Source organism: Nonomuraea sp. SYSU D8015 (assembly GCF_008065375.1).
Lineage (GTDB): Bacteria > Actinomycetota > Actinomycetes > Streptosporangiales > Streptosporangiaceae > Nonomuraea.
On sequence record NZ_VJYI01000035.1, the window covers coordinates 70,838 to 82,634 of the forward strand.

Genomic DNA, 11,797 nt, shown 5'->3' on the forward strand with positions numbered 1-11,797 from the left:
TTGCTCAGGCGGGGTGCCCGACGCTGACGGTGAGGGACTTCGTCGCCGTGCCCACGCTGTTGGTGGCCGAGACGGTGACCGTGTAGGTGCCGGGGACCTGCGGGATTCCCGAGATCAGGCCGGTGTCCGTGTCGACCGTGAGTCCCTTCGGCAGGCCGTCGGCGGCGAACGACGTCGGCAGCGCGGTCGCGGTGATCAGGTGGTTGAAGACCTGACGCGCGGTGGCCGTGGCCTCGCCCGCGCTGGTGACCTGCGGCGCGACCGAGGCCGCGGGCGTGGCGGAGTCCAGGAAGCGCAGGTCCTTCACGTGCTCGTTGACGAACATCGGCACCATGTCCGGGGTCAGGTACCAGCGGGGCTTCTGCATCGTGTCGGCGATGACCGTGCCGTTGATCGCCAGGTTCTGGAAGGTGACGTTCTTGACGGGACGGTCCGCGTCGTAGCCGACGATGACCGACATGTTGGCGTTCTTGCCGTCGTACTTCAGGTTCCGGACGTACACGTCCTCGATGCCCCGGCCGGGCGCGGAGTTGTACCGGTTGGCCATGACCCGCAGGTTGATCAGCTGGCCCCAGCGGAAGTCCTCCACCCGCACGTCCTGGATGCGGACGTTGCGGATGAGGTTGCTGTCCCCGGTGTTCATGGCGAAGCAGCCCTGGTAGAGGATCTGGGGCTCGCGGTGGTCGAGGACGTCGATGTTGCTGAAGACGATGTTCTCGATGACCTCGGGCTTCTCGGGGTTGCCGTGCGTGCCCATGTTGACCGGGTGCGCGACGTCGGCCCAGAGGATGGAGTCGCGTACGGTGACGTTGCGGGTGTCGCCGTAGTAGTCCCAGCGGTGGGCGTAGATGGCGATGCAGTCGTCGCTGTTGCGCATGAAGACGCCCTCGATCAGGACGTCCTCGCTGCTGAACACGTCGATGCCGTCGCCCCACTGGCCGCTGCTGTAGGAGTGGAGGTTGCGGACGGTGACCTGCTTGGACTGGCCGATCGTGCAGGCGTAGCCGGTGCGCGGGTTGAGCACCATGATGCCGTCGATCTCGATGTTCTTGGAGAACGCCGCCGTGATGCCGCCGTCGGCGTTCCACAGGATGCCCCGGCCGAGCAGGCGGGCGTTCTCGACCTTGTTGAACTCGACCCGGGCCTTCAGCACCGCGCCGCCGGCCAGGTACACCGTCTTGCCGCTGGGCACCATCAGCACGTTGCCGGCGACGGTGTGCAGGCCGGGGCCGAAGTAGATGACGTCGGGCTCGCCCTGCTCGGGGCGCTGCGCCTCGATCGGGTTGGCGTGCAGCTGGAGGTTGTCGAAGATCTCGCCGTCGATCTCGATGGAGAGGTTGCGCGGCTCGGTGAGGCTGAAGCGCACGGTGTCGCCGGTCGCCTCGTGCTTGACGCCGTACGACAGCGGGCGGATCCGGGCGGAGCCGATCGCGCCCTTGGAGGAGGTGACCTCGACCTCGACGGTGCCGCTGAAGTCGAAGGTGGCGACCGAGGTGTTCCTGAGGATGCCCGCGCCGGTCTTCTCGTTGATCGTCTTCGTCTGGCCACGGAGGACAGGTACCGTTTGCCATTGACCGTGAGGGGTGCGGGCCTTGACCGAGAAGCTCGCGTTGGTCGGGACCCCGGCGGGGACGGGGTACACGACCAGCCGGTCGGCCGCCTCGGGCCTCTCGTCGGCGTTCGCGGCGTCGGACACTGTGCTGACGAGGGAGTACGCGGCGGCGGTCGCGCCCGCGGCCTGGATGAAGGTGCGCCGGGTCAACCCGATGCCGTGGGGGTCGGTCATGGGGGTTCCTTCGGAGTCGAGGGGCCGAGAAGCATAGAAACCGCTTTCTATGGCTCGGCGTAGATATATCGCGGATGCCTCCACCGAGGGAACCGGGCAGGGCGGAACCTGCCCTCCCGAAATATTTCGGAGCATTAGGAGCAGAGGACCGCCCGGCTCGCCGCGCTGATCGGAGCTTGTCGTCGAGCAGCCCAAAACTAGGCATCCTCCCGCACGCCGACCGGCCGGAACCGCCGCATTCCGACGACACTGCTGCCATGAACGCGCGTCACCGTGACCCGGGCAGCCTTCCGGAGCGGGTCGAGTTCGCGGGCGCCGTGTACGGCTCGCTGCTGGCGGCGTCCGTGGTGGCCGGCAGCGCGGTGGACGGCACGCCGATCTCGGCGGGGAACCTCGTGGTGGTGCTGCTCTGCACCGGCGTGGTGTTCTGGCTCGCCCACGTCTACGCCACGGTCGTGAGCAGCGGCATCCACCCTCTGACCTGGCAGCGGCTGGGCACGGCCTGCCGGCGGGACTGGCCGGTGGCCCAGGCCTCGTTCCCTCCCGCCGTGGCCGCCGCCTTCGCCTCGGCGTTCGGCATGTCCGACGTGGTCGCGACGTGGACGGCGATGGTCGTCGCGGTGGCCGGCCAGGTCGCCTGGGCCGTCGCGGCCGCCGTCACGGCCCGTTCCTCCGTACGGGTCGTGGTCGTCTTCGCGGTCGCCAACCTCGCACTGGGCGTGGCCATCGTCACGCTCAAGACCCTGGTAGCCCCTCACTGACCACCCGGAATCCAGCACCGGATCGGGACCGCGGGGACGATCCGGAGCAGGGGTGGACAGAGCGGAAAAGTCAGGCTGAGCGGAACTGATCTCTATACTCCCGCCCATGTCAGGATCACCCACGTCGCTCGACATCGCCTACAGCCTGCTCGAAGAGGGCAGGCTGATCGACGCCGAACAGCTCATGCTGAGGGAGTTGCAGGCCGCCGAGCAGAAGTACGGCCACGGGAGCCCGGAGTGGGCATCCGCCCAGTGCGACCTCGGCAACGTCCTGTTCAGCTCCCGTCAGTTCGACCGAGCCGTGGAGTGCTATCGCAGCGCCTGCTCCAGGCCGCCCGTCGGCGACCGGGAGGCGTACAAGGATCACCTGACGTACCGGCTCAATCTGGGCACCGTGCTCACCATGCTCGGCCGGCTCGACGACGCCGAGCACGAGCTGCGCCACAACCTCCAGGAGCGGCACGACTTCTACGGCCGTGAGCATCCCGGCTACGCCTTCTGTCTGGAGCCGCTGGCCGACGTCCTCCTCCGGCGCGGCGACGCCGGTCAGGCTCGCCAGGTCATCGAAGAGGCGATCGGCACCTACGGGCGCAACCGCCATGAGCGGATCGCCGGCGCGCTGGCGCTGCGGGCGGAGACCGGCCTGGTCGCGGCGTTGGAGTCGCACGTCGGCCCCGACCACCAGACGACGCTCAACGCCCTCTCCCACCTGGCGAACATCGGCCACGACGCCGGCGATCAGACGGGCCGGGTGGAGGCGATCCAGAAGGTGCTCGCCGCCTACGACCGGCAGGGCAGGCATGAGGACGCGCTCATGGCGACGCTCGGCCTGGCCATCGCCCAGGACAACGCCGGCGACCCGGTCCAGGCGCTGCGGACGTACGCGGAGGCGCACACCCGGGCGGACGCCATCGGCCGTCACGACCTCCGCGCCCAGGTGCTGCGGAACTGGGGTCTGGCGCTGTCGGCGGCCGGCCACCCGGCCGAGGCGGAGCAACGCCTGCGCGAGGCCGTGGCCGAGGCCGATCTCGGGAACGACCCCGAGCTGCTCGGCCGCTCGCGGATCGCGCTCGGGCTCTTCCTGCAGCACGAGGAACGGCTGGCCGAGGCACAGCAGATGGTGGAGGCCGGGCTGCCGATGCTGGACGTCGCGCACCCCGACGCGATCACTGGTCGTAGCCACCTCGGTGCCATCGTGGCAGGCCGTTCCGGAACCGGCTGATCCAGAGCGCTACCGCCGAGTTCCGCGGCCGGTTGTCCGCCGGGCGATAGGTCGACCACAGGGAGCCGAACTCCGCGCACCGTCAGCCTGCAATCCCCTCCCCTTGCGCTCCGGGCGTGCCAAGCCACTCGCACCCTTCTGTACCACCCAGTTCACAACTGAAACGGCAGGGTCATCTCTTGGCAATAAAACGTACAGAGACTGGCCACAGAGTCACGTCTGCGGGAGGGGACCACGGTGGACATCGACCATTCGAGCATGGAGGGCAGCGGCAAGGCCATCCACACCGAGGGCGGCGAATTCGACCGGAGCGTCACCCGACTCCGCGCGCAGTTGGAACCCCTCATCGCCTACTTCGGCAATCCGGCGAGCGACGAAGCCGCCCAGATTTTCCGCAGGGGCAAGGACGGTCACCCCGGTTTCGACAGCGCCTATGAAGATCTGAGCACGGCCCTGCACAATCTCGGCGAGGCGTACAAGCACATCGGCTCCTCCGTCGTGGCCATGAGCAAGAACGTAGAAGCGGCCGACTGGGCCAGCATGGTCGACAAGAACGCATTCGTGAAGCACCTGGTCGAATTCGCCCAGCGTAAGGACGACGAGATCAGCGTGCCCACCACTCCGGTAGAGCGGGCCTGAAAAGGAGGCGGACATGCCCATCGGGCTCGGGGCCAAGTTCGCTCTGGGTGGTATGGCCGGTGCCGGTCTGGCAGGGTTGCTCGCGCCCGAATTCCTGTTCGGCGTCTCCTACCTCGAAGGCGACCCGGACCGGATCCGCGAGGCGGCCGACGTCCTGGACGACATCGCCGATGCGATCGACAAGCACTTCCGGGAGGCGAACGCGGCCGCCGAGGCCGTCTGGCAGAAGAGCTCCGACCAAGCGGTCGACGAATTCAAGAAGTTCTGGAACGAGGAATTCGGCCCCGCGGTCCTCGCGGTCTCCCTCAAACACCGGGACGCGGCCAATGCCTGTCGGGCCTACGCCGACGTCATCGAGAAGATCAATCACGCGCTGAAGGTGCTGTGCTGGATCATGACGGTGGACATGATGTTCACCATCGGATACCAGGTGCTCACCTGGAAGCTCTTTCAGGCGATCATGAAGCGACAGGCGATCCTGCTCAGATTGACCGCGCACCGTTTCGTCACCCTGTTACTGCCCACCTTCTCCTACTGGGTCGCCGACAGCGTGGCGTACGCCACGGGCGAGGTGGTGCTGCCCCTGGGACTCAACTACGCGGGCGGGATCAAGACGGACCAGTCCGGCAACGACGTCAGGTCGGCCGGCTACAACCTCACCGCGTTCCGCGAGCACTTCGTGGCGAACATGGCCTTCGACGCGGTCGCCGATGGAGGGATGGCGCTGACGGCGAAGGTGCCGGGGCTGCGTACTGCCTCCACCAACATCCCCCTGCCGAACGGGATGACGCTGAACAACGGGAGCTTCATCCCTCGGATGGCCGCCTCGACCACGTACTCGATGGTCTTGGACGCGCAGCACGGGGACAACCCCTTGCCTGGCTCGGAGCACGGGCTGACAAAGGAGGAGATGTACCAGAAGTTCCTCATCCACGGGACGCGCAGCCTCATCCCGCGGGTCAGGTGAACGACCGAACCGCGGCCCGGTGTCGGCTACCGGGGCCGGCGAGGGTCACCCTGCCGATCGCCCTCGAGGTAGGGCCGCGTCACCTCCATGAGGCGGCGCGCCGCGTCCTCGGTCGCGCGCCGCGACAGATCCATGATCGCGTCAGCCAGCTCCTGCGAGCCCAGCCTCATCGCCCTGGGATCGATGTGCAGCGCGGTCAGCTGCCCCGAGGACGAGACCCGCACCTTGATCTTGCCATCCGGACTCGCCGCCTGGCCGACCACCTCGCCGACCATGCCCATGACATCGGAGAACTCCGTGGAGTTCGCCTGGAACTCCGCCATGAGCCGGTCGAGTCCGAGGTCCCCGGTGTGAAGATCGCGTTCCGCCATGAGGCATTATCCACCCATTAGTCACATAAGTTGCAGAATTTCTCCGACATCAGGAATCCAGGTCAGGCAACGGCACCTAGTGGCGCGATCATCGATCGATCGACGTGACCGGCTCGACCCGGCTGGGATCCGGCTCGCCTTGGCGATCCGCGCCGAGCAAGGTCAGCCGAGGGTTTCCTCCACGAGGTCGAGGAAGGCGCGGCCGGCGGCGACGCTGTCGGGCAGGCCGAGTGCGGCGAATCCACCGAGTAGCTGACGCAGAGTGGCGAGGTGGTCCTCCCAGGCCGCATCGGGCTCATAGGGGCCGCCGATGAACTCGATCATCCGGGCCGTCTCTGGTGAGCGGCGGACGATCCGTTTGCCCGCGATCGGGACGAGCGCCAGACGCAACGCTCGGTGATCGGTGGGGCCCTTGGGAGTCGCCTGCTCGCGTTCGCCGGTGTCCAGCTGCTCGGAAAAGGTGGCCGAGAGACGGCCGAACCCTCGCCGGTCGAAGATGACGGTGCTGTCGGCAGGCCAGTTTGCCTGGGAGACCGGATGGATGTGCCAGTCGACCCAGAGAGGGAGCCCTTCGATGACGTACTGTCCGCTGATCGCCCTGGTGCCACGTGGGCCGTTGTGGCGGGCGTCGAAGGCGAGCACCAGTTTCCCGGGACCCGCGGGAAGACGGCCGGGTTCCGCGTAGTCGTCGAGGCATGCGTCATCCACGACTACGAGGAGGTCGATGTCGCTCCAGTCGTCGGCATGGCCGGCTCCGAGCGAGCCGACCAGGCCTGCGCCGGCTACGACCTGGTCGTCGTGGAGATCGGCGGTCGTCACGCTGAGCCAGCGGGACCGGATGTCGGCGAGCCGGGGAGCCCGTGGCCCGGTGCTTTCGGCGCTCATCGGAACCCGTCCGTCTCAGCAATCACCTGCGCCGCCATTTTGGTCCCTCCATGCCCCTCATCGACCACTACCAGCTCACTGCCGGGCCAGTTCTTATGCAGTTCCCAAGCAGTCTCAAGGGGCCCGCTCACGTCGAGCTGCTCACGTGCGGCGGCCGGCAGGTTCTCCTCACGGTCCTGAACGGGTACGGCGTCGCGGAAGCGTTCCCACTCCTTCGGGAAGATCCGTCCAACGTCACGGGTGATCCACTCGATCTCCTTGCGGCGCCCCGCGGTGACCGAAACAGGATCAGCTCGCTAACGCGCTCCCGGTACTGCTGCGCGTAGGCCAGGCTCAGGGTCGAGCCCCCACGAGACCTCGAGCAATTGCCATGTGTCGATGCTCAGGTGCCCACGCAGGAACTCCATGTCGGCGATGAGGTGCTGGGTGGCGTTGACCGACAGGTCGGTCTCCAGCAAACCGGCGTCCGGCGTGCTGCGACCGCACCCGCGCTGGTGGAACAGGACAACCCGCTGACCTCCCAGTAGATCTGATTACCGTCGGCCACCGGGTCGTCGTACTGAACGCCTCACTGACCCACGCGACCGTCGATGCACTCCCGCAACAGATCCGCGTGGCCGCAATGTCGGGCGTACTCCTCGATCCGGTGCACCAGCAGCTCCCGGACGGCGATGGCGTCCTTGCCCAGACGCACGCCCAGATCCGCATACTCGGCCAGCACGGCGTCGGTGGCCGCCTGCTCACGGGCCAGATCGGCGTATGCGGCCTCGACCACCGCCTCTTCGGCGACCGCTCCGTCGAAGTCGGCGTCGCGCGCGCCGTACAGCTTCGGTGGAGGGTCGCCAGGCAGGATCCAGCCGCGCCAATCCCGCTCTACCTCGGCGAGGTGCCGGAGCAGGCCGAGCAGCGACATGGTCGACGGCGGCACCGACCGACGGGCCAGCTGTTCCGCGTTGAGACCCTCGCATTTCATCAGCAGGGTCAGTCTGTAGTTCTTCAGGTAATCCTGCAGCGTCGCCAGCTCGCCATCCGGACTGACTCCGGTGTTGTCGCGGGGATCCTTATCCGGGTCTGCCCACATGTCTGGGTAGACGGTTGCCTGACTCCACCGTTGGGGTTGGTCGGTCACTCTGGCCATTGTGGTTCTCGGTTATCCGGCTCGCCATCGAATTTCCGCGCGATAACGCGATTTCCGCTGTTGCGCAGGTGGGCCTGCCGGGTAATGGTCCTTCTGTCGACCACACAGCCCCGGGCCACCACCCCCTCGTTGGTGTCATCGCCGGGATCGCCGCCCCACAGGGCCATCCTCTGCACTCTCCGTCCCCTGCGTCGCCTGCCCGGCCCGGGCCCGGAACCAGCCCATCGCGGGAGCCACGCTCGCCGCCAGGCCGAGGAGCCCGGCGATGGCCAGCCCTTGTTCGGGCCCCGCCCACTCCACGAGCGCGCCGCCCAGCAGGACGCCCAGGCCCTGGACGGCCACCAGTGCGGAGGAAGCCAGACCCACGGCCTGACCCCGCTGCGCGTTCGGGACGATGCGGACGAACTCGGCGTTCGCTGGGACGTGATAAGCCGTCAGCATGCCGGTCAGCGCCCACAGCACCAGTACCGTGACGAAGCCGGGCCGCAGTGCGCTCACCACGAGCGGCGCGCTCGCCAGGACCGCCATCGGCGCCATGAGCAGCAGCCTGGTGCGCTCCGGCACGAACGTGGTCACCACGAACATCCCGATCACGCACCCCACGGGCAGCGCCGCCATCATGATCCCCGCCTCTGTTGTTCCCAGGCCGAGCGCGTGCGCGTACGGCACGGCAATCGCCTCGGGGATGTTGTGGAAGGCGGCGAGCAGGGCCAGCCCCAACAGGCTGCGCAGCGACGGTGTGCCGGCGATGAGCCGCATCCCCGCCGTGGTGGACGACCACCATGAACGGCCGGGGCCGTCCCGGCCGGCCGCGGGGCGCGACCGGACGAACAGGGCGGTGATGGCCGCGGCCGCGGCGAACGTGGCGGCGTCGAAGGCCAACGACACACCGGCCCCGGCCACGGCCACGACCACGCCGCCCACGGCGAACCCGACGAGGCTCATGACCTGCTGGGTGAGCTGGTTGATCGCGACGCCCGTCGAGTAGATCGCGGGGGGCAGGACGTCTGGCAACATCGCGATGCGGGCGGCCCGCGAGGGGGACTCCAGCAGGTGCGAGGCGAAGACCAGGACACCGATCAGCGGCAGTGGCACGCCGGGGACGGCCATGACGGCGACGAGGACGGTCCTCACCAGATCGCAGACGATCATCAGCTCGCGCCTGGGGTGACGATCCGCGAGCCAGCCGAGCAGCGGGCCGCCGAGCAGGGAGGGAACCAGCGTGAGCGCGTACAGGGCGGCGGTCAGCGCGGCGGAGCCGGTGCGCTCGTAGGCGAGCACGGCCAGCGCCACCCGGGCCACCTGATCGCCGGCTCTGGACAGCAGGGCCCCCGTCCACAACCCGCTGAACTCACCGACGGCGAACACCCGAAGGTAATCCGTCCGGCTCACGCCCGCCCTTTCCTCGTGGTCGAGGTGACGGCACGCGCGCCGCCGTACCGTCACCTCGCGGTCGTCCTGGGTCAGGTCCAACCGTTGTCGGGGGCAGCCCACCCGCTGTCGGGGGCGCCCCAGCTGGTGTCGGGAGCAGACCATCCCTGGTCGGGGGCAGACCATCCGTTGTCAGGGGCGGCAGGCATCCGGCGCATCAGAACCTCCTTCCGGTCTTCGATCGGGCTCGTCCGCCGCGACGGCATCCGAGCACAGTTCTTGGGTCCGGTATGACTGATCAACACCTATGAAAGCGTCTCCGTCGAGCCCGCCGTTGCCTCCCGGCGCACGCCTCTTGCCTGTTCGCGCAGACCCTCAACGCTCGTCGGTCAGCTCCTGCCGATGGCGGCGGTACGCCGCGGGCGGCACGCCGTAGGCGGCACGGAAGGCACGGGTGAAGTGGGAGGCGCTGACGAAGCCCCATCGGGCGCCCACCACGCCGACCGCCACGCTGTCCTGCGCCGGATCGGCGAGGTCCCGGCGGCAGCGCTCGAGCCGGCGACGGCGGATCCAGTCCGCCACGCCGGTCCCCTGCTCCTGGAAGAGCGCCTGCAGGGAGCGGACCGAAAGGTGGTGCGCCGCGGCCAACGTCGCAGGGGACAAATCCGGGCGGGCGAGGTTCTGCTCGATGAAGGACTGGATGCGCAGGAGCAAGACCCGTCGCGGGTCGTGAAGCGGCGCGGCCGGGGCGACGTCCAGTTCGTGGGCCAGCAGGGCGGCGACCAGGTCGATGATGATCGCGGCGAGCCGGACGGCGTCGGCCGGCGTGTACTCGTCCGGCTGTGCCATGAGCCGGCAGAGGAGTCCCGCTAGCAGCGCGCCGATGCCTTCGTCGCCGGACAGACGAACAGCGAGCAGTCGATCCACGGCAGAGGTGGGAAGCGGCAGGGCGGTGTGCGGGAACTGCGCGATCAGTCCTTCCGACGTGCTCCCGTCGGCCACGGTCCAGGCGTGGAACGTGCGGGAGGCGTCGTACACCATGAGATCACCCCGTCCCAGAGCGCACTCGCGGCGTTCCTGGTGCATCCCAGAGCGGCCGCGGAGGGTCAGTGAGAGCTGGTACAGGCCGGGGTCGGACTGGCGTATGCGCCGCGGCGTGCGCCGTGCCTCGAAGGAGTCGCACCTCACGTGCGACACCTGGAGCAGGCCCAGATCCACCACCTTCATCTCGGCCTGGAAGTCGGCGGCCCGATCGCTGGAGGCGTCCACGGCGACAACCGACCGCGCCACCGTCTCCCACCAGAAGTCGAACCGCTCGCGCATGGGCACGTCGTCCAGTCGAACCGAGCTCACCAATGCCATGGGGGCCTCAAGTCAAAGGGATCGTTTCGTTGGGAAGCGCTTTCCATCATTCATCGCACCGGTTTCACCGTGGTTTCACGCGAAGCCGGGCGTGAGCAGCATGGGAATGTGGTCGATGTTCACTCTTTCCTGTCCGGAGTTTGCGCATTCTCCTTGATTTCATTCGCCCTGCCTCCCCCTTCACACCGGGCCTGGCGTCTTGGGTGCCGATGTCCTATATCACTGCAGGTATGGCTGATGCCGAGGGCACAGGCAGCACTGTGCCGGCGATGGCCACTGCGATGGTGGCCGCCGACTTGCGGGCGGTACGGAATGCGTTTGGTTTTCGCGCGTGTGCTCCGTCTTGAGTCCTCGTTTGTTCAGCTCAATTGGAACTGCTGAACAAACAACTCTGCCGACGTGCTTCAGCCGATCCTCCAGCTGGCGCGTTGACGAAACGTTGCAGTTGCGTGCAAGGTGACGTGCGGGGTGTCGAAAGTGGATTTGCGATTACTCGGCCTGCCGACCTTGGAGGTGGGAAGCCGGGTCTTCCGGCTGGGCACTCCCAAACAGCTGGTTGTGGTTGCGTCCCTGGCGTTGTCGCCGGGCCGTCCGCTGCCCGTGGAGACGCTGATCTTCCGCTTGTGGAGTGACGCGCCTCCTGGCGAGGCCAGAGCCGGCATCCGGACTTATGTAGCGCGGTTGCGGCAGACCCTCCGGCAAGCGGGAGAGGAGATCGAGTTATCGCGTGCCGGTGGCGGGCACGTGCTCCAGCTTCCGGATCAGGCGGTGGATCTGCACAGGTTCCGGGCTCTGGCTGGTCGTGCTCGGACAGCGGTCGAGGCCGGCGAAGACGAGGCGGCGGTCAAGCTGCTGGAAGAAGCGCTGGCTCTGTGGCGTGGCGAGCCGCTGGCCGGCATACCAGGAGGCTGGGCCGGACGCGTCCGGGAAGGGCTGGCTCGGGAGTACCTCGTGGCCCGCGTGGTGTATCGGGACGTGCGTACTCAACTCGCCGAGGAACTGGGCGTAGAGCCCGGAGCGGAGCTGAGGCGCGTGCACCAGATGATCCTGACCGATGAGGGCACGCCGGACACCACCGCGCCCTCCCGCCCCACGTATAGAGTGACGCCCCGGCAGCTCCCTCCCGATGTCACCGATTTCGTCGGCCGGGACGCCGAGATCGCCCAACTGGACGAACTGAGGTGCCCCGGATCTTCCGGACAGGTCCCCAACTAAGGTTCAGGGAGAACCGGAAGGGAAGGCTGTGGCGGGGCGTAACCGACGATTCAGCCAGGAGTTCAAGGACGAAGCGGTCC

The 11,797-nt window shown here is 67.9% G+C and carries 11 protein-coding genes; 5 read left to right on the plus strand and 6 right to left on the minus strand.

Annotation, left to right across the window (positions count from 1 at the left end; genetic code table 11):
• Positions 1-4: 4 nt before the first annotated feature.
• A complete protein-coding gene (locus ID574_RS54875) occupies positions 5-1,786 on the minus strand; it encodes an Ig domain-containing protein (protein ID WP_188197046.1) in 1,782 nt (593 codons plus the stop codon).
• Positions 1,787-2,043: 257 nt separating this feature from the next.
• On the opposite strand from ID574_RS54875, the gene ID574_RS54880 reads away from it, so the two are divergent.
• The 4 genes from ID574_RS54880 (at position 2,044) to ID574_RS54895 (ending at position 5,375) form a co-directional block, all read left to right on the plus strand.
• Complete coding sequence (locus tag ID574_RS54880; protein WP_188197047.1) at positions 2,044-2,547, plus strand: hypothetical protein; 504 nt, start codon at positions 2,044-2,046, stop codon at positions 2,545-2,547.
• A 106-nt stretch (positions 2,548-2,653) separates the two neighbouring features.
• On the plus strand, positions 2,654-3,769 hold the full coding sequence (locus tag ID574_RS54885; RefSeq protein ID WP_188197048.1) for a tetratricopeptide repeat protein: 1,116 nt from the start codon (positions 2,654-2,656) through the stop codon (positions 3,767-3,769).
• Between the two features lie 237 nt (positions 3,770-4,006).
• Positions 4,007-4,408 carry a hypothetical protein gene (locus ID574_RS54890; RefSeq protein WP_188197049.1) on the plus strand — a complete coding sequence of 134 codons (402 nt, stop codon included), beginning with the start codon at positions 4,007-4,009 and terminating at the stop codon, positions 4,406-4,408.
• Between the two features lie 13 nt (positions 4,409-4,421).
• Complete coding sequence (locus ID574_RS54895) at positions 4,422-5,375, plus strand: WXG100-like domain-containing protein (RefSeq protein ID WP_188197050.1); 954 nt, start codon at positions 4,422-4,424, stop codon at positions 5,373-5,375.
• 26 nt (positions 5,376-5,401) lie between these two features.
• Here ID574_RS54895 and ID574_RS54900 read toward each other — a convergent pair whose 3' ends face one another.
• From ID574_RS54900 to ID574_RS54920, 5 genes are all read right to left on the minus strand, one after another.
• Positions 5,402-5,746, minus strand: a complete 345-nt coding sequence (locus ID574_RS54900) for a YbaB/EbfC family nucleoid-associated protein (protein WP_188197051.1) — start codon at positions 5,744-5,746, stop codon at positions 5,402-5,404.
• Positions 5,747-5,908: 162 nt separating this feature from the next.
• Positions 5,909-6,631: a nucleotidyltransferase domain-containing protein gene (locus ID574_RS54905; protein ID WP_188197052.1), complete on the minus strand. Its 723-nt coding sequence runs from the start codon at positions 6,629-6,631 to the stop codon at positions 5,909-5,911.
• 568 nt (positions 6,632-7,199) lie between these two features.
• Positions 7,200-7,760, minus strand: a complete 561-nt coding sequence (locus ID574_RS54910; RefSeq protein WP_223168092.1) for a DinB family protein — start codon at positions 7,758-7,760, stop codon at positions 7,200-7,202.
• A 144-nt stretch (positions 7,761-7,904) separates the two neighbouring features.
• Entirely contained in the window at positions 7,905-9,161 is a 1,257-nt protein-coding gene (locus tag ID574_RS54915; RefSeq protein WP_188197054.1) for an MFS transporter, read from the minus strand.
• A 354-nt stretch (positions 9,162-9,515) separates the two neighbouring features.
• Complete coding sequence (locus ID574_RS54920; protein WP_188197055.1) at positions 9,516-10,493, minus strand: AraC-like ligand-binding domain-containing protein; 978 nt, start codon at positions 10,491-10,493, stop codon at positions 9,516-9,518.
• 486 nt (positions 10,494-10,979) lie between these two features.
• On the opposite strand from ID574_RS54920, the gene ID574_RS54925 reads away from it, so the two are divergent.
• Positions 10,980-11,717: an AfsR/SARP family transcriptional regulator gene (locus ID574_RS54925; protein WP_188197056.1), complete on the plus strand. Its 738-nt coding sequence runs from the start codon at positions 10,980-10,982 to the stop codon at positions 11,715-11,717.
• Positions 11,718-11,797: the final 80 nt, after the last annotated feature.

Coding starts and splice junctions, on each gene's coding strand:
- ID574_RS54900 (WP_188197051.1), bottom strand. CDS start 5,746: ATGGCGGAACGCGATCTTCACACCGGGGACCTCGGACTCGACCGGCTC.
- ID574_RS54895 (WP_188197050.1), top strand. CDS start 4,422: ATGCCCATCGGGCTCGGGGCCAAGTTCGCTCTGGGTGGTATGGCCGGT.
- ID574_RS54905 (WP_188197052.1), bottom strand. CDS start 6,631: ATGAGCGCCGAAAGCACCGGGCCACGGGCTCCCCGGCTCGCCGACATC.
- ID574_RS54885 (WP_188197048.1), top strand. CDS start 2,654: ATGTCAGGATCACCCACGTCGCTCGACATCGCCTACAGCCTGCTCGAA.
- ID574_RS54875 (WP_188197046.1), bottom strand. CDS start 1,786: ATGACCGACCCCCACGGCATCGGGTTGACCCGGCGCACCTTCATCCAG.
- ID574_RS54880 (WP_188197047.1), top strand. CDS start 2,044: ATGAACGCGCGTCACCGTGACCCGGGCAGCCTTCCGGAGCGGGTCGAG.